The organism is Mesorhizobium sp. WSM4845 (assembly GCF_055811455.1).
In genome coordinates this window covers 46,467-69,504 of sequence record NZ_JBVVQA010000030.1, presented here as the reverse complement: position 1 = coordinate 69,504, position 23,038 = coordinate 46,467, and the positions used below count along the sequence as shown (strand labels likewise).

Annotated in this window: 24 protein-coding genes and 1 other RNA gene; 17 read left to right on the top strand and 8 right to left on the bottom strand. The window is 63.3% G+C overall.

What is annotated here, in order from left to right; genetic code table 11:
* Positions 1 to 24 precede the first annotated feature (24 nt).
* Positions 25 to 4,029, top strand: coding sequence for an AsmA family protein (locus AC0L2C_RS27105; protein ID WP_473524858.1), 4,005 nt, complete (start codon positions 25 to 27; stop codon positions 4,027 to 4,029).
* A gap of 20 nt (positions 4,030 to 4,049) precedes the next feature.
* Here AC0L2C_RS27105 and AC0L2C_RS27100 read toward each other — a convergent pair whose 3' ends face one another.
* From AC0L2C_RS27100 to AC0L2C_RS27085, 4 genes are all read right to left on the bottom strand, one after another.
* Entirely contained in the window at positions 4,050 to 4,277 is a 228-nt protein-coding gene (locus tag AC0L2C_RS27100) for a ribbon-helix-helix domain-containing protein (RefSeq protein WP_023798778.1), read from the bottom strand.
* A gap of 20 nt (positions 4,278 to 4,297) precedes the next feature.
* A complete protein-coding gene (locus AC0L2C_RS27095) occupies positions 4,298 to 4,543 on the bottom strand; it encodes a DUF4169 family protein (protein ID WP_473524857.1) in 246 nt (81 codons plus the stop codon).
* Positions 4,544 to 4,561: 18 nt separating this feature from the next.
* Complete coding sequence (locus AC0L2C_RS27090; protein ID WP_023798780.1) at positions 4,562 to 5,095, bottom strand: SspB family protein; 534 nt, start codon at positions 5,093 to 5,095, stop codon at positions 4,562 to 4,564.
* Positions 5,096 to 5,213: 118 nt separating this feature from the next.
* Entirely contained in the window at positions 5,214 to 5,903 is a 690-nt protein-coding gene (locus AC0L2C_RS27085) for a TetR/AcrR family transcriptional regulator (RefSeq protein WP_473524856.1), read from the bottom strand.
* A 153-nt stretch (positions 5,904 to 6,056) separates the two neighbouring features.
* On the opposite strand from AC0L2C_RS27085, the gene AC0L2C_RS27080 reads away from it, so the two are divergent.
* Complete coding sequence (locus AC0L2C_RS27080) at positions 6,057 to 7,262, top strand: multidrug effflux MFS transporter (RefSeq protein ID WP_473524855.1); 1,206 nt, start codon at positions 6,057 to 6,059, stop codon at positions 7,260 to 7,262.
* A gap of 149 nt (positions 7,263 to 7,411) precedes the next feature.
* Here AC0L2C_RS27080 and ssrA read toward each other — a convergent pair.
* Positions 7,412 to 7,768, bottom strand: a transfer-messenger RNA (tmRNA) gene (ssrA, locus tag AC0L2C_RS27075).
* A 170-nt stretch (positions 7,769 to 7,938) separates the two neighbouring features.
* Here ssrA and AC0L2C_RS27070 point away from each other — a divergent pair.
* The 6 genes from AC0L2C_RS27070 (at position 7,939) to AC0L2C_RS27045 (ending at position 12,460) form a co-directional block, all read left to right on the top strand.
* The gene (locus tag AC0L2C_RS27070; RefSeq protein WP_473524854.1) at positions 7,939 to 8,250 is read left to right on the top strand and encodes a DUF2853 family protein; all 312 of its coding nucleotides are present in this window, start codon (positions 7,939 to 7,941) and stop codon (positions 8,248 to 8,250) included.
* A gap of 163 nt (positions 8,251 to 8,413) precedes the next feature.
* Positions 8,414 to 9,208, top strand: a complete 795-nt coding sequence (locus AC0L2C_RS27065; protein WP_287056299.1) for a thymidylate synthase — start codon at positions 8,414 to 8,416, stop codon at positions 9,206 to 9,208.
* A 201-nt stretch (positions 9,209 to 9,409) separates the two neighbouring features.
* A complete protein-coding gene (gene modA / locus AC0L2C_RS27060; RefSeq protein ID WP_473524853.1) occupies positions 9,410 to 10,204 on the top strand; it encodes a molybdate ABC transporter substrate-binding protein in 795 nt (264 codons plus the stop codon).
* Positions 10,205 to 10,217: 13 nt separating this feature from the next.
* A complete protein-coding gene (gene modB, locus AC0L2C_RS27055; protein WP_091594220.1) occupies positions 10,218 to 10,922 on the top strand; it encodes a molybdate ABC transporter permease subunit in 705 nt (234 codons plus the stop codon).
* Positions 10,919 to 12,031, top strand: a complete 1,113-nt coding sequence (gene modC / locus AC0L2C_RS27050; protein WP_473524852.1) for a molybdenum ABC transporter ATP-binding protein — start codon at positions 10,919 to 10,921, stop codon at positions 12,029 to 12,031. The genes modB and modC overlap by 4 nt, the downstream gene beginning before the upstream one ends.
* 87 nt (positions 12,032 to 12,118) lie before the next feature.
* Positions 12,119 to 12,460, top strand: coding sequence for a winged helix-turn-helix domain-containing protein (locus tag AC0L2C_RS27045; RefSeq protein ID WP_473524851.1), 342 nt, complete (start codon positions 12,119 to 12,121; stop codon positions 12,458 to 12,460).
* A gap of 27 nt (positions 12,461 to 12,487) precedes the next feature.
* Here the strand turns inward: AC0L2C_RS27045 and cobF are convergent, their stop codons facing one another.
* Positions 12,488 to 13,261, bottom strand: a complete 774-nt coding sequence (gene cobF / locus AC0L2C_RS27040) for a precorrin-6A synthase (deacetylating) (protein WP_128180510.1) — start codon at positions 13,259 to 13,261, stop codon at positions 12,488 to 12,490.
* Between the two features lie 449 nt (positions 13,262 to 13,710).
* On the opposite strand from cobF, the gene AC0L2C_RS27035 reads away from it, so the two are divergent.
* The 7 genes from AC0L2C_RS27035 to AC0L2C_RS27005 all read left to right on the top strand — a co-directional run bounded on the left by AC0L2C_RS27035 (position 13,711) and on the right by AC0L2C_RS27005 (position 19,602).
* A complete protein-coding gene (locus AC0L2C_RS27035; protein ID WP_473524850.1) occupies positions 13,711 to 14,718 on the top strand; it encodes a DUF4424 domain-containing protein in 1,008 nt (335 codons plus the stop codon).
* Entirely contained in the window at positions 14,718 to 15,236 is a 519-nt protein-coding gene (locus AC0L2C_RS27030) for a dihydrofolate reductase (RefSeq protein WP_128180506.1), read from the top strand. The genes AC0L2C_RS27035 and AC0L2C_RS27030 overlap by 1 nt, the downstream gene beginning before the upstream one ends.
* A gap of 142 nt (positions 15,237 to 15,378) precedes the next feature.
* Positions 15,379 to 16,488 (top strand): FtsH protease activity modulator HflK, encoded by a 1,110-nt coding sequence (gene hflK, locus AC0L2C_RS27025; RefSeq protein WP_473524849.1) that lies wholly within the window; start codon positions 15,379 to 15,381, stop codon positions 16,486 to 16,488.
* A complete protein-coding gene (hflC, locus tag AC0L2C_RS27020) occupies positions 16,488 to 17,447 on the top strand; it encodes a protease modulator HflC (protein ID WP_473520130.1) in 960 nt (319 codons plus the stop codon). Before hflK ends, hflC begins: the two co-directional genes overlap by 1 nt.
* Positions 17,448 to 17,531: 84 nt before the next feature.
* Entirely contained in the window at positions 17,532 to 17,744 is a 213-nt protein-coding gene (locus AC0L2C_RS27015) for a DUF2065 domain-containing protein (RefSeq protein ID WP_287056277.1), read from the top strand.
* Between the two features lie 138 nt (positions 17,745 to 17,882).
* Positions 17,883 to 19,397, top strand: coding sequence for a DegQ family serine endoprotease (locus tag AC0L2C_RS27010; protein WP_287056274.1), 1,515 nt, complete (start codon positions 17,883 to 17,885; stop codon positions 19,395 to 19,397).
* 73 nt (positions 19,398 to 19,470) lie between these two features.
* Positions 19,471 to 19,602, top strand: coding sequence for a hypothetical protein (locus AC0L2C_RS27005; RefSeq protein ID WP_287180751.1), 132 nt, complete (start codon positions 19,471 to 19,473; stop codon positions 19,600 to 19,602).
* 16 nt (positions 19,603 to 19,618) lie between these two features.
* On the opposite strand, the gene AC0L2C_RS27000 is transcribed toward AC0L2C_RS27005, so the two are convergent.
* A complete protein-coding gene (locus AC0L2C_RS27000) occupies positions 19,619 to 20,182 on the bottom strand; it encodes a GNAT family N-acetyltransferase (RefSeq protein WP_473524848.1) in 564 nt (187 codons plus the stop codon).
* A complete protein-coding gene (serB, locus tag AC0L2C_RS26995; RefSeq protein WP_473524847.1) occupies positions 20,179 to 21,066 on the bottom strand; it encodes a phosphoserine phosphatase SerB in 888 nt (295 codons plus the stop codon). The genes AC0L2C_RS27000 and serB overlap by 4 nt, the downstream gene beginning before the upstream one ends.
* On the opposite strand from serB, the gene miaA reads away from it, so the two are divergent.
* Positions 21,056 to 22,024, top strand: a complete 969-nt coding sequence (gene miaA, locus AC0L2C_RS26990; RefSeq protein WP_473524872.1) for a tRNA (adenosine(37)-N6)-dimethylallyltransferase MiaA — start codon at positions 21,056 to 21,058, stop codon at positions 22,022 to 22,024. The genes serB and miaA overlap by 11 nt on opposite strands.
* Positions 22,025 to 22,127: 103 nt before the next feature.
* On the top strand, positions 22,128 to 22,919 hold the full coding sequence (locus AC0L2C_RS26985; RefSeq protein WP_473524846.1) for a GGDEF domain-containing protein: 792 nt from the start codon (positions 22,128 to 22,130) through the stop codon (positions 22,917 to 22,919).
* The last annotated feature ends 119 nt before the right edge of the window (positions 22,920 to 23,038 follow it).

Sequence of the window (23,038 nt, the reverse complement as noted above, 5' to 3'; positions counted from 1 at the left end):
TTTCAATCGACTGCTTGGGGGTTGATGCTCGCACGTTTGTTCGTGATCTTCGGTGGCTTTTTCGTGCTGGTGCTGTGTGCGGCGCTGGTGGTGCCGTATTTTATCGACTGGACGGGCTACCGGGCCGATTTCGAGCGCGAGGCGAGCGCCATTCTGGGCCGCAAGGTCACCGTTCAGGGCGATGCAACGGCGAAATTGCTGCCGTTTCCCTCGGTGACCTTCTCGAATGTCACTGTCGCCGGCGGCCCCGGCGGCCGGCCGGCAATGACCGTCGAGACCTTTTCGATGGATGCCGAACTGGCGCCCTTCCTGAGCGGCGAGGTGCTGATCTTCGACATGCGGCTGGTGCGGCCGAAGGCAACGATCGACATTGCCGCCGACGGCACGGTCGACTGGGCGATACGCCCGTCCTCGCCCTACGATCCCAGCCAGATCTCGATCGAGAAGCTGACGGTGACCGACGGAGAGATCGCGCTGCGCCATGCCGCCGGCGGCCGCAGCCATTTTCTTTCCGAGATCAATTCGACAATCTCTGCCAGATCGCTGGCCGGACCCTGGCGGATGGATGGTTCGCTGCGGCTCGACGGCCTGCGCAGCACGGTCGTCGTCTCCACCGGCAAGGCCAGTGGCGACGGACAGTTGCGGTTCAGGCTCAAGGCCGATCCAGACGCCTATCCGCTGGTCATCGAAGCGGATGGCAATGCCGGCATTGTCGATGGGGCCGCGATCTATTCGGGCCAGTTCAAGGTCACAAGTTCTGACAGGAATGGCGCCGACAAGCGTTTGGCGGAGCTTGACGGCACCGACGGTGAGAAGGCCAGCGCCGGCAAGCCGGAACCGGGGTTCAGGCTGAACGGCAAGTTCTCGCTCGACCACCGGAAGCTTGGCGTCGACGAATTCCGCTTCGAGACCGGGCCACTCGACAATCCCTACACCGCCGACGGCAAGGCTGCCGTCGACCTTGGGCCGAACCCTCGCTTTTCAATCGAGGCCGATGGCGCTCAGGTGCAGTTCGATGAAGCCGTCGGCGCCGCGACCGGACTGACGCTGTCAGAGCGCGTCGCGGCGTTGGAGCAGGCGCTGCTCGCCCTGCCCAAGCCGACCATACCGGGCACCGTCGAGGTGAAGCTGCCGGCGGTGGTGGCCGGCGACACGACGGTTCGTGACGTGCGCCTTTCCGCCGAGCCGGCCGATGCCGGCTGGTCGGTGAAGTCGCTGGGCGCGACGCTCCCGGGCCGCGCCAGGCTGGAAGCAAACGGCATGCTCAGTCTCGAGGATCAGTTCGGCTTCAGCGGTTCGCTGCTTCTGGCCGTGGGGCAGCCTTCCGGCTTCGCCGCCTGGCTGTCGAAGGATGTCGACGAGGCGATCCGCCGGCTTCCGGCCGCCGGCTTCAAGGCCAAGGTCGACCTGACCGGGAACCGTCAGGCCTTCAGCGACCTCGAACTCGTTCTCGGCAAGGCGAAATTTTCCGGCCGCATCGATTCCAGCCAGGGCGAAGACGCCAGGCCGTCGGTGCTGATGCGGCTCGACGGCGGCGAGCTCGACGTCGACGGGCTCGCCGCCTTCGCCTCGATCTTCATCAGCGACAAGGGCGCCAACCGATTTTCCGACCGCGACCTCGATTTCCAGATCAAGGCTGGGCCGGTCAGCGCCGGCGGACTGATCGCCGATACGGTCGATACGGCGCTCAGGCTGCGCGACGGTCTGCTCGAAATCGACCGGCTCTCGGTTGGCGGGCTTGCCGGCGCCTCGATCAGCGCCACCGGCCGGATCAAGGATTTCCCAGCGAGTCCGACCGGCAAGCTCGATGCCTCGGTGGTCGCCGTCGATCTCAAGCCGTTGGTCGATGTCGCGGCGAAGCACTATCCTGACAATGCCGTGCTGAAGGGGCTGGCGGGGCGTGTGGCCGCTTATCCCGAGCTGTTGCAGAATGCGCGCATCGATCTGGTGACGAGTGCCGCCGCCAATGGCGACGGCACGACGGGACTGGCGGTCAGCGCGCAAGGCAGGGCAGGCGGCTCGGCGTTTTCAGCATCACTGTCCGGCAAAGGACTGGCCGATCGGCTTCTCGAGGCGCCGGTGTCGGTGACCTTCAACGCCAGGAATACCGACGCCACCGCGCTTCTGGCGCTTTACGGCCTGCCGGCGCTGCCGCTCGGCATGGTTGGCGAGGCGACCACCGATGTTTCGGCGAAAGGCACGCTTGGCGGCGGCATGACGACGAGCTTCAACCTGACCGGCGACGACTTCAGGGCCGGTTTCGACGGGACGATCGCCAGTAGGCCACAAGGCGCCACAGCCAAGGGCAAGGTCAGCCTGGAAGCCGCCGACATCGAGCCGTGGTTGATGACGACAGGCATCGGCCTGCCCGGCCTGGGGACCGGCATGTCGACGTGGCTTGCGGCCGACGCCGACTTCGGCAATGGCCTTCTGGTGCTGTCCGGCCTCAGCGGCGCCATCAACGAATCGGCAGTTTCCGGTGACCTCAATGTCGACGTCAAGGACGGGCTGCCGCACCTTGCCGGCGCGCTGGCGCTCGACGAGCTGGATCTCAACCCGATGGCGGTGGCGCTGTTTGGCGACCAGGCCTTTCTGGGCGCCGGCAGGGCTTGGCCGACCGCCCCGTTCAACCAGAAGGCCAGCCCGCCGTTCACCGCCGAACTCGACCTGACCACGGCGTCGCTGGTCGCCGGCCCGTTGGCCACGGCCTATGACGCGGCGCTTTCGCTGAAGCTCGACCACGAAGGCATCCGCGTTTCGGACCTTAAGGCAAAGTTCGCCGGCGGCGCGCTTTCCGGGCTGTTCGAGTTGAAGAACAATGACGGCACTGGACTTTTCTCCGGCCAGCTGAAACTTGCCGGCGCCGATCTGGCCACCGTGCTGCCAGAGACTGGCCTCAGCGGAACCGGCGATTTCTCGGCGGCGCTTTCGACCAGCGGCAAAACGGTCGATGCGATGGTTGCGGCGTTGTCCGGTTCCGGCACGGCGGCGCTGAAAGGCTTGACCATTGCCGGCGTCAATCCCGACGCCTTTGGCGCCTTCATCGCCAAGGCCGACGCCATTGGGCGCGATATCGATGCGGCCAAGACCGCCGGCTTCGCGCCGCAGATCGCCGCGGACGGCAGTTTTCTGGCTGGGGATGCCGACATCGCCTTCACGATCGCCGGTGGCACGCTGAGGGCACCGCCGGTCAATCTTGAAAATCCGGCGGCGACGCTGTCGGCCGACATCACGGCGGACCTGAAGGCCAGCATGGTTGCTGCCAGTGGTTCGATCACTTATCGGCCCGGCGACGAAGCGCTGGTCGGTTCCGATCCGACCGTGAATTTCAGCGTCGACGGGCCGTTCGGCGCCGCGAAGCGGCGATTCGACAGTGAGCCGCTGGCGCAGTTCCTGACCCAGCGCGCGCTGGAAAAGGAGCAGCAGCGGGTCGAGGCGATGCAGGCGGCGCTGCTTGAAAAGCAGCGGTTGCGGCGCGAGGTGCGTTACTACGCGGCCCTGCAAGCCGAGCGCGACAGGGCAGCCGAAGAATTGCGCAAGCAGCAGGAGGCGGCGCGGCTGAAAGCCGAGGCAGATGCCAGGGCGAAAGCCGAAGCCGAGGCAAGAGCTCAAGCCGAAGCGGAGGCGAAGGCCAAGGCGGATGCGCAGGCGAGGGCTGAAGCCGAGGCGAAAGCCAAGGCCGAGGCGCAGGCGAAGGCTGAAGAGGAGGTCAAAGCCAAGGCGGATGCCGAGGCCAAGGCTAAGGCGGATGCCGAAGCGAGAGCCAGGGCGGCGCAACAGGCGGCCGATGAGGCAGCGAAGGCCGAAGAACAGCGACGCCGGAAAGCGGAAGAGGCGAGGCGGATCGCTGCGGAACAAAAGGCAAAGCTCGATGCCGAGCGCAGGGCCGCCGCTGAGCAGGCGCAGAAAATCGAGCGGGCGCGTCAGCCGCCGGCCAATGACAACCCGGGACCAGCAGGATCCGCGCCAAAACCCACGCTTGAACCTTCGTCGATCGACAATCTGCTGAAGTCGCTGGGTGGCGGATAGCCCCTAGCTAACCATACGGGCTATACGGGTTTCATCCCTCGCTTCGCCCAATCCAGGACGTAGAGCCTGAGCGCCGAGGACAGGTTGGCATCGCGCGGCCGAGCCTCGTCGATTTCGGCGACGAGGGCTGCGAGAGTCAGTTTGCGCGCGGCGGCGATGGCGACGAGATCGTCGAAAAACGGCTTTTCGAGCGAATAGCTGGTGCGATGGCCGCGAATGGTCACCGAGCGTTTCTCGACCGGGCTCACCGGACGTGACTCATTTCACTTCAAGCATCGGACTTATCCGAAAACGGCGCCACATTTTTCGGTCTGACTTCAGGGGAATCCGCATCGCCCGAGGTTTCGCGGCGATGGCCGGCGACAAATTTTTCTGCCTTGTCGGCGATCGAACGGTCACGCGCCCGGTCGGCCTTGGAGCGGCCGTGCAGCGCCCGGTTCTGTTCAGCCAGGCGCTCCTGCTCGGCTCGTGCCTTCTGCTTGCGGGCCTGGCGGAGGTTGACGATGTCGGCCATGTCGCGCGGCCCGTCGGATCACTTCTTGCGGAAGGCGTCGAGCGACACCACTTCGGCGCCTTTGGCGGCGGCGTCGGCTGCGGCCGGCTTCTTTTCGGCCTCAGCGGTCTTCTTCTTCTCAGGCTTTTTCTCGGCGACGACGGCCAGCGGTTCGGAAGCGGGCTTGCCGGTCAATTCCCCTTCTGCCGAGGTTTCCGTCTTCACGTCGAATTCGAGCTCGAAATTGACGGACGGATCGTAAAAGCCGCGCACGGCCGAGAACGGGATTTCCAGCTTTTCCGGCACGTCGGAGAAAGACAGCCCGACCTCGAAGCCGGTGTCGGTCACCTTCAGGTCCCAATACTGGAACTGGATGACGATGGTCATCTGTTCGGGATAGCGCTCGCGCAAGCGGGAAGACACGCGCACGCCGGGGGCGCCGGTCAGGAAAGTGATGAAGAAATGATGGTTGCCGGGGAGGCCGGTGCGCGCGACTTCGGCCAGGACCTTGCGCATGACGCCGCGCAATGCCTCCTGGGCCAGAATGTCGTAGCGAATGTGGTCGTCGGCCATGTCGCTGTCGGGTTCCGTTGAATCGTCCGCATAGCTGTAATCAAGCTTGAGCGCGGCGTAAACCGGATATAGATGCCGGCAGCACAGATGCGAGAGGACATGCCTCAGATTTGATCGCTCAGGCGCCAGCGAGCGCGCTGTGCTTTTGCGCATCGGCCGCCGGCTGCCGCTTGGCGAAGGCGCGCAGGAAGGTGCGTACGCCATGTGTCGCGGATTGCAGCACTTCATCATCGATCGGCGTGCCGCCGAGCATGAAGGTCGTCTGCAATTCGGCATTGGCGAGGGCCTGGAACTGGCGCGCCGCGACATCGGGGTCCTCGATGTCGAGGAAACCGGCATGGGCGAGGCGGGCGAAACGGGCGGCGATCGCCGGCCATGTCCTGCCCGGTCCCAGTTCGCGCCATTCGGCAAACAGCTCGGGATAGCGCTCGCCCTCGGTCTGGATCAGCTTGCGCAGGAACTTTCCGTCGCGGCTGCAGATACAGTTGCGAGTCATGCGCACGGCGAAGGCGATCAGATCGGCCTCGAGATCCTTCGGCTGGTCGGGAAAGGTTGAAATGGTGGCGAAGATGCCGGCATTGCAGCGCTCGGTGAGGTCGCGGACGATGGCGACGAAGAGTTTCTCCTTGTCGCCATGGTGATTGTAGATCGTCTGGCGCGACACGCCGGCCTCGGCGGCAATCATGTCGATATTGGCGCCGGCGAAGCTTTCGCGGCAGAACACCGCGCCGGCAGCGTCCATGATCGAGGCGCGCTTTGCCTCATGGCCGCGGGGCGGGATGGTGTCAGGAGAAACGTCGTGCTTCATGAAAACTATATAGAGGTGATTGACGAATTAGACAAGAGTGTCTAAATTTATGGACTTAGATTTAGAGGAATTCCCCCTGCAGGAATTCCACGGGATGGGACGTCCCAGGATTACACGCCGGTCGGCAAACCAGATTGAAAGAAGCCCGCTATCATGAATCCCCAATTCCTCCGCATCGCGGTTGTGCTCGGCCTGTTGTCGGCCATCGGTCCGTTCGCCATCGACATGTATCTTCCGGCGCTGCCTTCGATCGGCGCAGATCTGCAGGCCAGCACCGCTGCCGTGCAGATGAGCTTGCTGATCTTCTTTCTGTCCATGGGTTTTGGCCAGATCGTCGTCGGACCGATCTCCGACATGGTCGGGCGCAAGCTGCCGCTCTATGGCGGCCTCGCCCTGTTCATGGTCGGCGGCATCGGCTCGGCGCTGGCGCCCTCGGTCGAATGGCTGATCGCCTTCCGTTTCCTGCAAGGGCTCGGCGCCAGTGCAGGCATGGCGGTGCCGCGCGCCATCGTGCGTGATCTGCACACCGGCACCGAAGCTGCCAAGCTGATGTCACTCTTGATGCTGGTGTTTTCGGTGTCGCCGATCCTGGCGCCGCTGACCGGCAGCGTCATTATCGAGAATTTCGGCTGGCGTGCCGTGTTCTGGACGGTGACGGGTGGGGCGGTGCTCGCCACCATCCTGCTGGCGACCTCGCTGAAGGAGACGCGGCCGGTCGAGGCGCGTGCAGGCAGTTCGTTCGGCACCGCGCTGTCGGCCTACCGCTTCCTGATGGGTGACCGCAACTTCCTTGGCCTGGCGGCCATCGGCGGCTTCGGGCTGGCGAGCTTCTTCGTCTATCTGTCGAGTTCCTCCTTCATCCTGATAGAACACTACGGGCTGTCGCCGTCGGTCTACAGCGTGTTCTTCTCGATCAACGCGGTCGCCTTCATCGGCATGTCGCAATTGACGGGAACGCTGTCCGAAAGGTTCGGGCTGAGGCCGGTGGTGCGGGTCGCGGTGGCCGGCTATGCGACGACGATGGTCGTGCTGTTCGCGGTGATGGCGTCCGGCGTCGACCGGCTCGACGTCATGGCGGCGCTGCTGTTCGTCGGCTACGGATTTCTCGGCCTGGTGATCCCGGCGACTTCGGTGCTGGCCATGGAGGAGCATGGCGCGATCGCCGGCACCGCCTCGGCGCTGATGGGCACCCTGCACTTCGCCATCGGCGCGGTCGCCATGGGCATCGCCGGGGTGTTCTTCGACGGCACGCCGCTGCCTATGGTGGCCGGCATCATGCTTTGCGCGGTGATCTCGTTCACGCTGGCCAAGGTGACGCTCGGCCGCGGACGGCAGGTTGTCGAAGCGCCGGCAGAATAGATGCTTTCCAGTGAGAGCAATGAAAAAGGCCGGGTCTGACCCGGCCTTTTTTCACGTCTGGGTGCGGCGGCGCGGCCAGCAAGCCTGCTGCCGTTACAGTATCGAGGGGAGATGGGATCGGAGGGGAAAGTCGGAAACGAAGCCGGAGAAGTGGAGGTTTCTGTTGCCAGGTACCTCCGGACCCCGCCTAGAAGTGCGAACCACTAGGGCTTGATTTGAAGCTGTCGCACCGCTTACGCGGCGAGACGTGCTTCCGCATAGTTGTCGTTGGCAACTATAAGTTCAGCCCGATAACGGTGGTACAATGCCGGGCAAAAGTACGATCTTTACACCTTCGTCGATCCTATTTCGCCCCCAGCAAAAGCCGCTCTTCGCAGAGCGGTTTTTGGTGGAGGCGCCGGGTACCGCCCCCGGGTCCGAACGGCTTATTTCATCGCCTGTTTATCGCCATAGTCGGTCGAGCCGACGAAACAGATATAGGGACCGATCGTGGAAAATGAAAGACCTCAATGATGCTTTGTCCGCTGTGTCAAACAGCATCGCCAAAGGCTTGACTTGTCAACGCTCTCAACCGAAGCTTCGCGGCGGTGAGGAGTTACCGACTAGCGCACATTTTGCGGCAGCGCGCCACAACTCTCATCGACTGGATCCGTGGCGCCGACGAGGGGAAAATTCGATGGCCGATTATCTCGCAGACGTGAAGAAGTACGATGCCGCGGCGGATGCCGACGCGGTCGCCAAGATCGTGAAGCATTTGGGCATTGCGCTCAGGAATCGGGATTCCTCGCTGGTCTCCTGCACGGACCCCGACGAACTCGGTCGCGTCAAGGCCAACTGGGTTGCCAAAAAGCTCGGCGTTGACGACGGCGGCAAGGCGGACGCCGCCATCGAAAAGACCTGCAAGGCGATGGAGGCCGATAACACCAAAAGCCGGGTGACCTTTTATTACCTGGTCGCCAAGGAGCTGGGCAAGCTCGCCAGCCTCTGAGGATCATCCTGCATCAGGCAATCCTGCATCAGGCGGAATGCTGGCGTGATTTCCGCGCCGACTATTATGCAGTCGCCTGCTCGGACATTCTGCACTTTGACATATTCGGCCGGCAGCCAGTCGGTTATGATTGCCTAACCCGAATCGAGCCCCCGAATCGCCGATGCGCCAATATCTCGACCTCCTGAAGCACGTTCTGGAAAACGGCGCCGATCGTGGTGACCGCACCGGCACCGGAACGCGCTCGGTGTTCGGCTACCAGATGCGCTTCGACCTCGCGCGCGGCTTTCCGGTCACCACCACCAAGAAGCTTCACCTGAAGTCGATCGTGCATGAACTTCTGTGGTTCCTGGCCGGCGACACCAATATCAAATATCTCAACGACCACGGCGTCTCGATCTGGGACGAATGGGCCGACGAGAATGGCGACCTCGGCCCGGTCTACGGCAAGCAATGGCGCTCCTGGCCGGACGGCCATGGCGGCACCATCGACCAGATTGCCAATCTCTTGAGGGAGATACGCAAGAATCCTAATTCCCGACGGCTGATCGTTTCGGCGTGGAACCCGGCCGAAGTGGAAGCCATGGCGCTGCCCCCCTGTCATTGCTTGTTCCAGTTCTATGTCTCGGAAGGCAGGCTCTCCTGCCAGCTCTACCAGCGTTCCGCCGATATCTTTCTCGGCGTGCCGTTCAACATCGCTTCCTATGCACTGCTCACACTGATGGTGGCGCAGGTCACGGGGCTGAAGCCGGGCGATTTCGTCCATACGCTGGGTGACGCGCATCTTTATGCAAACCATTTCGAGCAGGCGCGCGAACAGTTGCAGCGCACGCCCAAGGCGCTGCCGACGCTATGGATCAATCCGGAGGTGAAGGATCTTTTTGCCTTCCGCTTCGAAGATTTCCGGCTGGAAAACTACCTCGCCGATGCGACGATCAAGGCGCCCATCGCGGTGTGAGCCGCAACATCGGGCTTTTTGCTTTGTCTCAAATTGCTCGCCGGTGCTGTGTCGTCCGCCCGCGAGCGGTGGCGGTGCCATGCAATGCCGTCGGCGGGCCATTGGGCTGAGTCAGGCAAAAAGCCTTCCCTTGTTATATTCAGGCGGATATATCGACTGGCAGGGTCGCGCCGATCGGATTTCAAGCCCCGGGAGAGTTTCATGCTGGTGCGCAAGGGTTTCGGATTGAAGGCGGCCGCCATTGGCGGTCTTGCGATATTGATCGCCGCCATGCCGGTTGCCCATGCCGATGACAGGCTGATCGTCTTTGCCGCGGCGAGCATGAAGAACGCACTGGATGCAGTAAACACCGCCTGCGCCGCCGATGTCGGCGAGGCGGCGACCATTTCCTATGCGGCAAGCTCCGCATTGGCCAAGCAGATCGAGGGCGGCGCGCCGGCCGATGTCTTCATCTCGGCCGACCTCGACTGGATGAACTATCTTTCCGACAAGAAGCTGACCAAGCCGGATACCGAAGTGAAGTTGCTCGGCAACCAGATCGTGCTGGTGGCGCCGAAGAATTCGACGGTCGAAACCAAGATCGAAAAGGGTTTTGATCTTGCCGGGCTGATCGGTGACGGCAGGCTTGCCATGGGCGATTTCAAGGCGGTGCCGGCCGGCAAATATGGCAAGGCGGCGCTAGAATCGCTCGGCGTCTGGTCCTCGATCGAAGGCAAGTTGGCACAGGCCGAGAATGTACGCGCAGCGCTCAAGCTGGTGTCATTAGGCGAAGCAGCGCTCGGCATCGTCTACGCCACCGACGCGCATGCCGAGCCCGGCGTCGAGGTGATCGGCACCTTCCCGCAGGATTCGCACCCGCCGATCGTCTACCCCGTTGCCCAGATCGCGGATTCGAAGGACAAGCATGCGTCGGCATTCCTAAAGTGCCTGCAATCCGCCAAGGCAGGCGACCTCTTCAAGGCGCAAGGTTTTACGGTCCTTATGCCGAGCAACTGAGGCACGCCAAAAGATGGATTGGTTGCTGGACCTCACTCCCGACGAATGGAACGCGGTCCGGCTGTCGATCAAGGTGGCGACAGTGGCGATGGTCGCCAGCCTGCCGCCCGGCATATTGATCGCGCTTGTGCTTGCCCGTGGCCAATTCTGGGGCAAGACGCTGCTCAACGGGCTGGTGCATCTGCCGTTGATCCTGCCGCCGGTGGTTATCGGCTATCTGCTGCTGCTCTCCTTCGGCAGGCGCGGCCCGGTCGGGGCGTTTCTGGCCGAGCATTTCGGCATTGTCTTCTCCTTTCGCTGGACGGGTGCCGCATTGGCCTGCGCTGTCATGGGCTTTCCCCTGATGGTGCGGGCTATCCGGCTGTCGATCGAGGCGGTCGACCGCAGAATCGAGGCGGCGGCCGGGACGCTTGGCGCCAATCCGTTGTGGGTGTTCGCGACGATCACGCTGCCGCTGATCCTGCCCGGCCTGATTACCGGCGCGATCCTGTCTTTCGCCAAGGCGATGGGCGAATTCGGCGCAACGATCACTTTCGTTTCCAACATCCCCAACCAGACGCAGACGCTGCCGTCGGCGATCTACACGTTCACGCAAGTGCCGGGCGGCGATGCCGGCGCGCTCAGGCTGACGCTGATCTCGATCGTCATCTCGATGGCAGCACTTGTCGCATCGGAGGTGCTGGCGCGGCGCGTCGGCAGGCGGATGGATATCGAATGACGGTTGTGGTCGACATCAGCCATCGGCTTGGCGACTTCGAGGTCGACGCCCGCTTCGAGAGCGCCGGGCGGCTGACCGCGCTGTTCGGGCCCTCGGGCTCCGGCAAGACGACGCTGATCAACATGATTGCGGGCCTCATCCGGCCGGACAAGGGGCGGATCGAGGCCGACGGCCGCGTGCTGGTCGATACGGATGCGGGTCGGTTCGTGCCTAAGCACAAGCGCCGCATCGGCATGGTGTTCCAGGACGCGCGGCTGTTTCCGCATATGAGCGTGGCCAGCAATCTGCGCTACGGCCGCTGGTTCACGCCGACGGCCGAACGCTATGCGGACATCAATGCGGTGGTCGACCTGCTCGGCATCGGTGCTTTGCTCGACCGGCGGCCAGCAAAGCTTTCCGGCGGCGAGAAACAGCGCGTGGCGATCGGCCGGGCGCTGCTCGCCAGCCCGAAACTGTTGCTGATGGACGAGCCGCTGGCTTCGCTTGACGAGGCCCGCAAGGCAGAAATCCTGCCTTATATCGAGCGGCTGCGCGACGAGACGAAAATCCCGATCGTCTATGTCAGCCATTCGATCTCAGAGGTCGCGCGGTTGGCAAGCGACGTCGTTGTGCTGGCGCAAGGCAAAGTCGCTGCTTGCGGCCCGACCGGGGCGATCATGCAGCGGCTCGACCTGTTGCCGGCGGAGGAGCGCGGCGAGGGCGGCGCGGTGCTGGATACCGCGGTGCTGCGCCACGACAATGTCTTTGGCATGACCGTGCTCGGCTCGGTGGCGGGCGAGATCCGCGTGCCGCTTCTGGCGGTGCCGGTCGGTGCGCCGATGCGCGTTCGCATCCGTGCCCGCGATGTGATGATCGCCACCGAACAGCCGACGGGTCTCAGCGCGCTCAACATCTTGCAGGGCACGATCGTGACGATGGCGCCGGGCGAGGGCCCCGCGGTCGAGATCGGCATCGACTGCCATGGCGCAACCGTGCTTGCCCGGATCACCGAGCAATCGCGACAGACGCTGAAACTCCGGCTTGGTCGAGAGGTCTACGCGGTGGTCAAGACGGTTAGCTTCGACCCGGCGAATATGAGCGCCGGCCTGCCAGTCGAGGCGGATGGATGACCCGCGGATGATGGTCGCTATATCATTTTGGAATAGCGGTAGCGCCGGAGAGCTTCTAGGATGGATGGCGGGACTGCGGAGGAGAGAATGCCGTCGCTGAGCTTGCGGATAAACCTCGATCCAGAAGGGCGCATCGGGCCGGGCAAGATCGAGCTTCTGCAGCAGATCGCCGCCTTCGGCTCGATCTCGGCGGCGGCGCGCGGCATGGAAATGTCCTACAAACACGCCTGGGATCTGGTCGAGGACATGAACCGGGTGTTCGGCAAGCCGCTGGTCGCGGCGCAGACCGGTGGCAAAAAGGGCGGCGGCGCGCAGTTGACTCCGGCCGGGCTTGCGGTGGTCAGCCGCTTTCGCGCCATCGAACGGGCAGCGGCTTCCGCGGCAGCGGCGCATTTGGAAGCTTTACAGGCGGAGATCGATGCCGGGTGAGGTCGATGGAACCTGTATTGGCGGAGCCTACTCCTCAGGCTCGCCGGGCTTGCGCAGCAGATAAGTGTCCATGATCCAGCCTTTTTTCCGACGCGCCTCGTCGCGGGTCCTGACGATCTCGTCGCCGACGTCGCCAAGGCGGCCGGAAATGAGGATCTCGTCGGGCGTGCCAAGATAAGCGCCCCAGTGGATAAGGAGGTCGTTGTCGTCCAGCGTGTTGAAGGCGCATTTGCCGTCCAGCATGACGACGGTGCTGCCGGCATTGTCGGGCAAGCCTTCCTCGGTGAGCCGGCGGCCGGTGGTGATCTGAACCGCATCGCCGATGCGGTTCAGCGCCATCTTGTGGCTGGCGGCGAGCGCCTGGACGGCAGTGATGCCGGGGATCACCTCGAGCTCGAACGCGACATTGCCTCTCATGCGCACCCGCTCCAGGATGCGCAGCGCGCTGTCGTAGAGCGAGGGATCGCCCCAGATCAGGAAGGCACCGCAGCCATCTTGCGAAAGCTCGTCGCGGATCAGGCTTTCATAGATCGCGGCGATCGCCTCGTGCCAGTCATCGACGGTCGAGCGATAGGAGGGCGCTGGCTCGGCCCGCACCGGCACGTCGAATTCGACGCGGCGCGAGTCTGGATTGGTGACGAACCGGTCACAGATATGGCGGCGCAGTTCTGCGAGATCGTTCTTTTTTGCGCCCTTGTCGGGAATGAACAGCACGTCGGCGCGGTTCAAGCCGTCGACCGCCTGCACGGTCAAGTGGTCGGGATTGCCGGCGCCGATGCCGATGACGAGAAGCTTGCGCATGGGCGATCTCCTGCCCGATCGGAACGTCGCTGTCCAGACTGGACGGCAGGTGGGCATGGCATGTGCGCAAGCGCGGAAGGGCTTTGAAACTCCACATTGAAACGGCTAGAGCGACGTGCGTCCACTTGGACGCACAAAGTACGCTCTAGCACCTTGAATCGTCGCATCGTGCTTTCCGAAAATCGATTCCGATTTTCGGGCCGATGCGATAGAGCGACGTGCGTCCACTTGGACGCGCAAAGTACGCTCTAGCACCTTGAATCGTCGCATCGTGCTTACCGAAAATCGATTCCGATTTTCGGGCCGATGCGATAGAGCGACGTGCGTCCACTTGGACGCACAAAGTACGCTCTAGCACCTGAATCCTCGCATCGTGCTTACCGAAAATCGATTCCGATTTTCGAGCCGATGCGATAGAGTCGTAGCGGCATTTCGCCCAGGGAGCTTCCATGTTCCGTTATGTCCTGACCGCCGCGCTGGCGCTTTCGGCCACGCCCGTGTTCGCCAATGATTCGATCGCCGAATTGGGGACGGGCGGCCTGATCCTGTCGCGCAGCGACGCGGTCGCCATGGAAAGCGAGGACCTCTACATCTCGCCGGAAAAGGTGACGGTCGACTATGTCTTCCGCAACAACACCGACAAGGATGTCGATGCGATCGTCGCCTTTCCGATGCCTGACATCGAAGGCGATCCGAACGAGATGCCGGCAATTCCCGACGGCCAGAGCGATAATTTCCTCGGCTTCGAGGTGACAATAGACGGCGTGGCGGCAAAGCCGCAGCTCGAGCAGAAGGCGTTTGCGCTCGGCATCGACATCAGTGCCGATCTCAAGTCGCAGAACGTGCCGTTCTACCCGTTCGGCGATGCGGCCAGGGCGGCATTGGCGAAGCTGCCGCAAGCGGTTGCCGACGACTGGGTCGACCGCGGCCTCATCATCGAGGATACCGCCGACGACGGTTCGGGCATGAAAACCGTCTATGTGCCGTTCTGGCAATTGCGCTCGACCTATTGGTGGCGCTCGACCTTTCCAGCCAACAAGGCAGTTCGCGTCGCCCATCGCTACAAGCCCAGCGTCGGCGGCACCTCCTCGGTCAGCTTCTTCTATGACGGCCAGTTCCAGGGCCAATACGCCGCCTACAAGACCCGTTACTGCATGGACGGCACGTTCGAGAATGCGATTCGCAAGGCGGCGAAGGGCACTCCCGACGGCACGCCGAGATATTTCGAAAACCGCATCGCCTATGTCCTGACCACTGGCGGCAACTGGGCGACTGGCTCGATCGGCAAGTTCAAGCTGACCGTCGACAAGGGCGATCCGAAGAACCTGGTCTCGTTCTGTGGCGAAAACGTCAGGAAAGTCGGGCCGACGCGTTTCGAGATGACGGCAGAGAATTTCTACCCTGAGCACGACATCGACATATTGCTGCTGGCACCTTCGGGCGGGAGCGGCGGCTGATGGACGTCGCGATCTATGTCGCCATCGCCGAAAACGGTGTGATCGGGCGCGATGGCGGTTTGCCGTGGCGGCTTTCCAGCGATCTCAAGCGGTTCAAGGCCGACACGATGGGCAAACCTATCGTCATGGGTCGCAAGACCTATGAAGGCATCGGCCGGCCTCTGCCTGGCAGGCTCAATATCGTGGTGACCCGCGACAACGCCTGGCGCGCCGAGGGCGTCGAAGTCGTGCATTCGCTCGACGAGGCGATCCGCCTGGCCAAGGTGCGCGGGCGCTGCATGGCCGGCGCCGACGAAATCTGCGTCATCGGCGGCGGCGAGATCTATGCCCAGGCGCTGCCGCTGGCCGACCGCCTGCATGTCACCCATGTCCTTGCCGCGGTCGACGGCGACGCGCATTTCCCGCCGATCGACCCGGATTTGTGGCGCATCGGCCGCTCGCAGGACGTTCCAGCCGGTGAAAAGGATAGTCATGCGACACGCTATTCGGTTTACGAGCGACGCCGCGACGTGCATTGAGAGACGGTAAAGGGTCGCGACGGTCCAAAACGGGCGGTGACGACGACCGATCGCGTTGAAAGCGCGCCGTCGCATCCCTATAGAAGAACAACACCGGATTTTGCGTCGTCAGGCCGGCGCATGAGGGAGCGAAAGGACATTCATGCCCTGGAATGACAAAAGCGGCGGAGGCGGCGGCCCATGGGGCGGCGGCAACAATCCAGGACCCTGGGGGCAGGGACCAAAGGGGCCTAGCGGTCCGCAGGGCTCGCCTCCCGATCTCGAAGACATCATCCGGCGCGGCCAGGACAGGTTGCGGCGTGCTTTGCCGGGTGGCGCTGGCGCCAGCCCAGCCGTGTTCGGATTGATCGCGGCAGCGCTTATAGCGCTGTGGGCGTTCAAGGCGGTCTATACCGTGCAGCCCGACGAGGTTGCGGTCGAACTCAGATTCGGCGTGCCAAAGGCAGAGTTCTCCCAGCCCGGCCTGCATTTCCATTGGTGGCCCATCGAGACGGTCGAGACGGCCGTGATTGCCGAACAACTCGTCAACATCGGCGGCGGCACGGCCTCCGGCAACGGTTCAGGGCTGATGCTTTCGGGCGACCAGAACATCGTCAACGTCCAGTTCTCGGTGGCCTATCAGGTCTCCGATCCGAGGGCCTATCTGTTCGACGTGTCCGATCCCGACGGCATGCTGCGCCAGGTCGCCGAAAGCGCCATGCGCGAAGCGGTCGGCCGGCGGCCGGCGCAGGACATCTTCCGCGACGATCGCGAGGGCATTGCAGCGTCCGTGCGCGAAATCATCCAGACGACGCTGGACGGCTACAAGGCCGGCCTGAACGTCAACGCGATTTCGATCGAGGATGCCGCACCGCCGCGCGAAGTGGCCGACGCCTTTGACGAGGTGCAGCGCGCCGAACAGGACGAGGACAAGTTCGTCGAGCAGGCCAACCAGTATTCCAACCAGAAGCTCGGCCAGGCGCGCGGCGAGGCCGCACAGATCCGCGAGGAGGCGGCCGGCTACAAGAACCGGGTCGTGCAGGAGGCCGAAGGCGAGGCGCAGCGCTTCATCTCGGTCTATGACGAATACGCCAAGGCGCCGGATGTGACGCGCCAGCGGCTTTATCTGGAAACGATGGAGAGGGTTCTGAAGGATTCCAGCAAGGTCATTATCGAGCAAGGCAGCGGACCAGGGGTCGTTCCCTATCTGCCGCTGCCGGCATTGCAGCAGAAGGTGCCGGCGCCGGCGCCGGTGCTGGGAGGAAACCAGTGATGGCCAACCGTCTTCCCATCATCGCCGTCATCGCCGCGGTCGTCCTGTTCCTGCTCTATTCGTCGGTCTTCGTTGTCAATGCGCGCCAGCAGGCACTGGTGCTCAGGTTCGGCGAGATCGTCGACGTCAAGAGCCAGCCGGGCATCTATTTCAAGGCGCCGTTCGCCTTCTTCGATGCCGACAGCGTGCAGTTGATCGAAAACAGGGTGCTGCGCTTCGACCTCGACAACATCCGCGTCCAGGTTTCGGGCGGCAAGTTTTATGAGGTCGACGCCTTCATCGCCTATCGGATCTCGGATCCGCGCGTGTTTCGCTCCGCGGTGTCCGGCCAGATCGAACTGGCCGAGGCACGCTTGAGGACGCGTCTCGACGCCGCCTTGCGCCGTGTCTACGGTCTGCGCGACTTCGAGGCGGCGCTCTCGGAAGAGCGAGCCGTGATGATGCGCGAAGTGCGCGATCAGCTGAGGCCCGACGCCACGTCGCTCGGCCTGCAGATCGAGGATGTCCGCATTCGCCGGACCGATTTGACGGCGGAAGTCTCGCAACAGACATATGACCGCATGAAGGCTGAGCGTCTGGCGGAAGCCGAGCGGCTGCGGGCGCGCGGCAACGAGGCGGCGCAGCGCATCAGGGCGCGCGCCGACCGCGAAGTGGTGGAGATCGTCGCCGAGGCACGGAGAGAGTCTGAAATCCTGCGCGGTGAAGGTGAAGCTCAACGCAGCGCCACCTTCGCGAACGCCTACCAGCGCGATCCAGCCTTCTTCGACTTTTACCGGTCGATGAATGCCTACGGCACGGCGCTGAACAGTACCGGGACGACGATGGTGCTGTCGCCGAATTCGGACTTCTTCCGTTTCTTCCGCAATCCCGCCGGCGCGGACACGCCGGCAGCGCCTGGTGCAGCAGCGGTGCCCCGTGCACCCGCTGCACCGACAGCGCAGCCAGGCACCGGCCAGTAACGGCCGGTGCAGGACTTTCTGGCGGCAATAGGCCTGGTTCTCGCGCATGACCCCGAAAATCGGAATCGATTTTCGGAAAGGATCATGCGCCAAATCAAAGTGCTACAGCGTCCTTTGCGCGTCCAAAAAGACGCGCGGCGCTGTAGTGTCGAGGGCCTGGTCTATGGCGGCTTTCCCGGTCTCGCCAAGAAACTTGCCGGCGAGGTTCTGTCGATGCCGGAAAATACGCTGCGGGTCGCCGGGCTGATTGCAATCGCCGTTGGTGTCGGGCTCGTCTGGCTGGTGCGTGGTGGATGACGATGATTTCGGGATAACGGAGGATTTATCCTCCGCCGATAGCCATAGCCGCAAACGTGCCGTATTTCTTGCCAACATGGCTCGACGCAGCGTTTTCGGCGAGCGCTTTTCTTCTCAGAGACACCGGGAGACTTCTCGATGACATCCAACAGCTTTTTGCGCGCGGCGAGGCGGACGTTGACCGCGGGTGCTGCAGCACTTCTTATCGGCGTCGCTACTGTCCCGTCGCTGGTGACGCCCGCGGCCGCCGACGACGGCCCGGCTTCGGTCGCCGATCTCGCGCAGGGCCTGCTCGGCGCCGTGGTCAATATATCGACCTCGCAGAGGGTGAAGGGCACGGAAGGCCCAGGCGCGGTGCCGATGCCGCAGCTTCCAGAGGGCTCGCCCTTCCAGGACTTCTTCGACGATTTCTTCAAGAACCGTCCCGGCGAACAGGGCAACCCCTCGCAAAAGGTGCAGTCGCTGGGCTCAGGCTTCGTGGTCGACGCCGAGCAAGGCATCGTGGTGACGAATAACCACGTGATCGCCGATGCCGACGACATCGAGGTGAATTTCTCCGACGGCGTGACGCTGAAGGCGACGCTGGTCGGCACCGACACCAAGACCGACGTGGCGGTGCTGAAGGTCGATCCGAAAGGGCACAAGCTGACGGCGGTGAAATTCGGCGATTCCAGCAAGATGCGCGTCGGTGACTGGGTGATGGCGATCGGCAATCCGTTCGGCCTCGGCGGCACCGTGACGGTCGGCATCGTCTCGGCCCGCAATCGCGACATCAATTCCGGCCCCTATGACGATTTCATCCAGACCGATGCCGCGATCAACCGCGGCAATTCCGGCGGGCCGCTGTTCAACAGCGCCGGTGAGGTGATCGGCATCAACACGGCGATCATCTCGCCGTCCGGCGGCTCGATCGGCATCGGCTTTTCCATTCCCTCGCAGCTGGCGTTGGGCGTCGTCGACCAGCTCCGCCAGTTCGGCGAGACGCGGCGCGGCTGGCTCGGTGTGCGCATCCAGCCTGTGACGGACGACATTGCCGAGAGCCTCGGCATGGCGACCGCCAAGGGCGCACTGGTCGCCGGCGTCATCAAGGGCGGGCCTGTCGACAACGGCACTATCCTGGCGGGCGACGTCATCATCAAGTTCGACGGCAGGGACGTCAATGAAATGCGCGACCTGCCGCGCGTCGTCGCCGAGAGCACGGTCGGCAAGGCTGTCGACGTGGTCATCGTGCGCAAGGGCGTCGAGCAGACCGTGAAGGTGACGCTTGGCCGGCTCGAAGATGGCGAAAAGCTTGCCAGCGGCGAGAACGGCAATACCGACAAGGACACTGGCGACGAGGCGCCTGCCGTCCCGACGGCGTCCGTGCTCGGCATGACCGTTGGCGACCTCAACGACGAGACGCGGACGAAATTCGGCATTGCCGCCGAAGTCTCCGGCGTCGTTATCACTGAAGTCGCCAAGGATTCAGCCGCTGCCGAACGCGGCATCCAGGCCGGCGAGGTGATCACCGAGATCGCGCAGGAATCGGTCGCCACGCCCAAGGATGTCATGGACCGGATTGCTGCGCTGAAGGAGCAGGGACGCAAGAATGCGCTGCTGATGCTGGCGTCGAAGAGCGGCGAATTGCGGTTTGTGACGATCCGGATGGACTGAGTCCCGGAGGCGTGCTGATGGTGTGTCGCTGAACCAGTGGATCGCGGCGGCGGTGGCGCCAAAGGTTGGAGCCATGAAGACAGCGGCCGATTTCCTGCGTCGACGGGCTGGTAATGCATCGGGCGATGATTTCGCGAAAGTGCTCGATCGCGTCGGCGTCAAACCGCCGCAACCTGGCGACGAGCTTCCGTTTGAAAAGCGCTGATCAGGGCCGGCGCTGATCAGCGCCGATTTGCTCGCCAATCCGTGGCTGTCAGTCTGTAGAACACATGCCGCTTGAGCATGGCGTGGCTGTCCGGGATGCCGGGGTGGTCGAAATCGCTGGCCGGGTCGGCGGTCATGCCCAGGCGTTCCATGACGGCGGTGGACCGGCTGTTGTCCTTCACGGCGAAGGATACGATTTCCTCGAGGCCAAGCGTTTCGAAGCCATAGGCGAGCCAGGCTTCGGCTGCCTCGGTGACATAGCCATGGCCCCAGAATTCCGGCGCCAGCCGCCAGCCGATCTCGATGGTGCCGGCCGGCAGGAACGGCAAATGATCGGTGTCGAGGAGGCCGACGAAGCCGATGCATTGGCGCGTTTCAATTATCTCGGCGGCAGCGAAACCGTAGCCATCCTCGGCAATCCAGGCGCGGAACTCGTCCATCTTGGCGTCGGCCTGCGCGCGGTCGCGGCGAAACGGAAAGAACTCCATGACGCGCTCGTCGGAGTTGATGCGGTAGAAGAGGTCGCGGTCGCGATCCTCCCAGTTGCGCAGGATCAGGCGTTCGGTGCGGATCGGCGTCACTCCACAAACTCCTCCCGCCGGTAGCCCTGCAGATAGAGAAGCGCGGTCAGGTCGCCATGGTCGATGCGGAATTTTGCCTCCGCCGCCACGACCTGCTTGGCATGAAGCGCCACACCGGTGCCGGCAAGGCGGATCATGTCGAGGTCGTTGGCGCCATCGCCGACAGCAATGGCGTCGGCGGTCGTCAGCCCGAGGCGCGCCGAAATCTCGAGCAGCGCATCGGCCTTGGCGGCACGCCCCAGGATCGGCTCGGCGACCAGCCCGGTAAAGCGGCCATCCTGCTCGATCAGCCCGTTGGCGCGGTTCTCCTGAAAGCCGAGCATGGCGCCGATGCGTGCGGTGAAGACATTGAAGCCACCCGACACGAGTGCAGTCCACGCGCCGTTGGCCCGCATGGTTTGGACAAGCGCGCGGCCACCGGAAGCCAGCGTCAGGCGATTGGCGATGATGCGGTCGACCACGGCAGTGTCGAGGCCTTTCAGCAGCGCCACCCGCTCGCGCAAGGCCGGCTCGAAAGCGATCTCGCCATTCATCGATCGCGCCGTGATGGCGGCGACGTAATCCTTGACGCCGATCTCGTCGGCGAGCTCGTCGATGCACTCCTGGTCGATAACGGTCGAATCCATATCGGCGATAAGGATTTTCTTCCGCCTTGCCTCGGGCCGCTGAACGATCACGTCAACCGGTTCGGGTGCAAGCACGGCGCGCAGGCTGGCGGTCGTTTCAGCGGCTTCGGCCGTCTCGGGCAGGGCGAATTCACAGGCGATGCCTTCGGCCAGCCAGCGAACAGTGCTTGCGCCGACCGACCGCGACGCCATATTCGCAAGCGCCGGCGACAATGCGCGACCGGCGGGATGGGATACAAGCGTGGCGATCAGCGGCATAAAAAATTCCGGCGGGCAGGCGGGCGAGGGCCGCGTTAAGAACGCGATCCTGATAGCCGGGCCGACCGCCAGCGGCAAGTCCGCCCTTGCGCTCGACCTCGCCGAGCGCAACGGCGGCGTCATCGTCAACACCGATTCGATGCAAGTCTATTCGGTGCTCGACGTGCTGACGGCGCGGCCGACTGCTGCCGAACTCGCTCGCGTCCCGCATTTCCTCTACGGGCATGTCCATCCCTCCACCGCCTATTCCACCGGCGCCTGGCTGCGCGACGTGATGAAGCTCATCGACAACGGTACGCTCTTCGAACGGCCGGTGATTTTCGTCGGCGGTACCGGGCTCTACTTCCGCGCGCTTGCGGAAGGCATTTCGGAAATGCCCGACATTCCGCAGTCGATCCGTGATCGCTGGCGCTACGAACTCCAGGAGCAGGGCGCCGCCAAGCTGCACCGCATCCTGCTGCGCAGGGATTCTGCAGCCGGCATGATGCTGAAGCCGACCGACGGCCAGCGCATTGTGCGGGCGCTGGAGGTGCTCGAGGCATCGGGCCGTTCCATCCTGGAATGGCAGGCGGCGCGCGGCCGTCCACTGATCGACAGGGCCAGCACGCGCTTCCTTGTGATCGAGCCGGACCGAGCGGAGCTGGTGGAGCGGACCGAGGCGCGGTTCGACCGCATGATGGAGAAGGGCGCCCTCGACGAGGTCAGGCAGATCACCGATCTTGGTCTCGATCCCGACTTGCCGGCGATGAAAGCGATCGGCGTTCGCGAACTCCAGGCCGCAATGGCCGGCGAGCTGAGTTTTCCCGAAGCGATCGAGCGCGCGAAGATCGCGACGCGACAGTATGCCAAGCGCCAGGCGACCTGGTTCAGGCATCAGTTGGGTCCGGAATGGCTGAGATTGCGCCCTGGTGATCGTGTGGAATCCACGATCTTGGACACCTTTTCGAGTGCAACCTGAAAAGTTGACTTTAAGGGAAGACCTCCCGTTGAAGTTGTCCTAATTAACCCTCCGTAAGGCCGTCGATGCCATAACGTCTTTGGGGTTTTGCAACGGGGAGCAGATGCGTTTTCACAAGGCGGAATCAGCCTTTTTCGTCTTCATCTTCGTGATCCTGGCCGCCGGCCTGGTGACGCTTCACGCCTATGGGCTTCTGCAGGCGCTCGCGGCGGAGATCACTACGCCTGCCGCGATTGAGAAGACCACTTATCTCAACAAGCTGTTGTTTGGGACCGGCGTCCTTTTGGCGACTGCCCTGTTCTTCGGGATTTTCTTCATCTACCCGCTGATCCGCAAGCAGGCGACGGAAGAAGGCAAGCTGCGCGCCATGACGGTTTCGCTCAGCGCCCGTTCGGAAACGCTGGAGCATGCGGCGCTGACCGACGGCCTGACCGGCATGCAGAACCGGCGTTATTTCGACGATGCACTGAAGGAATATCTCGAGGAATTCCGTCGCATCGACAAGCCGGTCGGGCTGATGATCCTTGATCTCGACCATTTCAAGCAGGTCAACGACACCCACGGTCATGACGTCGGCGACCAGGTGTTGCGGGCGGTCGCCAATTGTCTCAAGGACATGACGCGTTATCACGACGTGGTAGCACGCCTGGGTGGTGAGGAGTTCGCAGTTGTCACCCCCAACATGGATGCCGAACTTCTGTCCAGGTTCGCCGAGCGCATCCGCAAGGCGATCGCCAACATGTCGATACTATCGGGCAATGTCCGGCTGAAGATCACCACCAGCGTCGGTCTCGCCGTCTGGGATCGCAAGGAAACCGCCGAAGAGTTCTATCGCCGCGCCGACCGCCAACTGTATGAGGCCAAGAGGCAAGGCCGCAACCGCGTCTGCGCCTGAAATCCCGGAGAAGAATTCATGAGGCCGGCCGACTGACGCAGCTTTCTCGACTTCCGGTGCTCATGGACTCAAATGTCCACTCCGCGCCGGGTTCTCGAAAGCCACGTCATTCGATCCGG

What these genes read in the sequence shown, in the direction of transcription:
- AC0L2C_RS27105 (WP_473524858.1), top strand. Translation starts at nt 25, where the DNA reads ATGCTCGCACGTTTGTTCGTGATCTTCGGTGGCTTTTTCGTGCTGGTG.
- AC0L2C_RS27095 (WP_473524857.1), bottom strand. Translation starts at nt 4,543, where the DNA reads ATGGCCGACATCGTCAACCTCCGCCAGGCCCGCAAGCAGAAGGCACGA.
- AC0L2C_RS27090 (WP_023798780.1), bottom strand. Translation starts at nt 5,095, where the DNA reads ATGGCCGACGACCACATTCGCTACGACATTCTGGCCCAGGAGGCATTG.
- AC0L2C_RS27085 (WP_473524856.1), bottom strand. Translation starts at nt 5,903, where the DNA reads ATGAAGCACGACGTTTCTCCTGACACCATCCCGCCCCGCGGCCATGAG.
- AC0L2C_RS27080 (WP_473524855.1), top strand. Translation starts at nt 6,057, where the DNA reads ATGAATCCCCAATTCCTCCGCATCGCGGTTGTGCTCGGCCTGTTGTCG.
- AC0L2C_RS27070 (WP_473524854.1), top strand. Translation starts at nt 7,939, where the DNA reads ATGGCCGATTATCTCGCAGACGTGAAGAAGTACGATGCCGCGGCGGAT.
- AC0L2C_RS27065 (WP_287056299.1), top strand. Translation starts at nt 8,414, where the DNA reads ATGCGCCAATATCTCGACCTCCTGAAGCACGTTCTGGAAAACGGCGCC.
- modA (WP_473524853.1), top strand. Translation starts at nt 9,410, where the DNA reads ATGCTGGTGCGCAAGGGTTTCGGATTGAAGGCGGCCGCCATTGGCGGT.
- modB (WP_091594220.1), top strand. Translation starts at nt 10,218, where the DNA reads ATGGATTGGTTGCTGGACCTCACTCCCGACGAATGGAACGCGGTCCGG.
- modC (WP_473524852.1), top strand. Translation starts at nt 10,919, where the DNA reads ATGACGGTTGTGGTCGACATCAGCCATCGGCTTGGCGACTTCGAGGTC.
- AC0L2C_RS27045 (WP_473524851.1), top strand. Translation starts at nt 12,119, where the DNA reads ATGCCGTCGCTGAGCTTGCGGATAAACCTCGATCCAGAAGGGCGCATC.
- cobF (WP_128180510.1), bottom strand. Translation starts at nt 13,261, where the DNA reads ATGCGCAAGCTTCTCGTCATCGGCATCGGCGCCGGCAATCCCGACCAC.
- AC0L2C_RS27035 (WP_473524850.1), top strand. Translation starts at nt 13,711, where the DNA reads ATGTTCCGTTATGTCCTGACCGCCGCGCTGGCGCTTTCGGCCACGCCC.
- AC0L2C_RS27030 (WP_128180506.1), top strand. Translation starts at nt 14,718, where the DNA reads ATGGACGTCGCGATCTATGTCGCCATCGCCGAAAACGGTGTGATCGGG.
- hflK (WP_473524849.1), top strand. Translation starts at nt 15,379, where the DNA reads ATGCCCTGGAATGACAAAAGCGGCGGAGGCGGCGGCCCATGGGGCGGC.
- hflC (WP_473520130.1), top strand. Translation starts at nt 16,488, where the DNA reads ATGGCCAACCGTCTTCCCATCATCGCCGTCATCGCCGCGGTCGTCCTG.
- AC0L2C_RS27015 (WP_287056277.1), top strand. Translation starts at nt 17,532, where the DNA reads ATGCGCCAAATCAAAGTGCTACAGCGTCCTTTGCGCGTCCAAAAAGAC.
- AC0L2C_RS27010 (WP_287056274.1), top strand. Translation starts at nt 17,883, where the DNA reads ATGACATCCAACAGCTTTTTGCGCGCGGCGAGGCGGACGTTGACCGCG.
- AC0L2C_RS27005 (WP_287180751.1), top strand. Translation starts at nt 19,471, where the DNA reads ATGAAGACAGCGGCCGATTTCCTGCGTCGACGGGCTGGTAATGCATCG.
- serB (WP_473524847.1), bottom strand. Translation starts at nt 21,066, where the DNA reads ATGCCGCTGATCGCCACGCTTGTATCCCATCCCGCCGGTCGCGCATTG.
- AC0L2C_RS26985 (WP_473524846.1), top strand. Translation starts at nt 22,128, where the DNA reads ATGCGTTTTCACAAGGCGGAATCAGCCTTTTTCGTCTTCATCTTCGTG.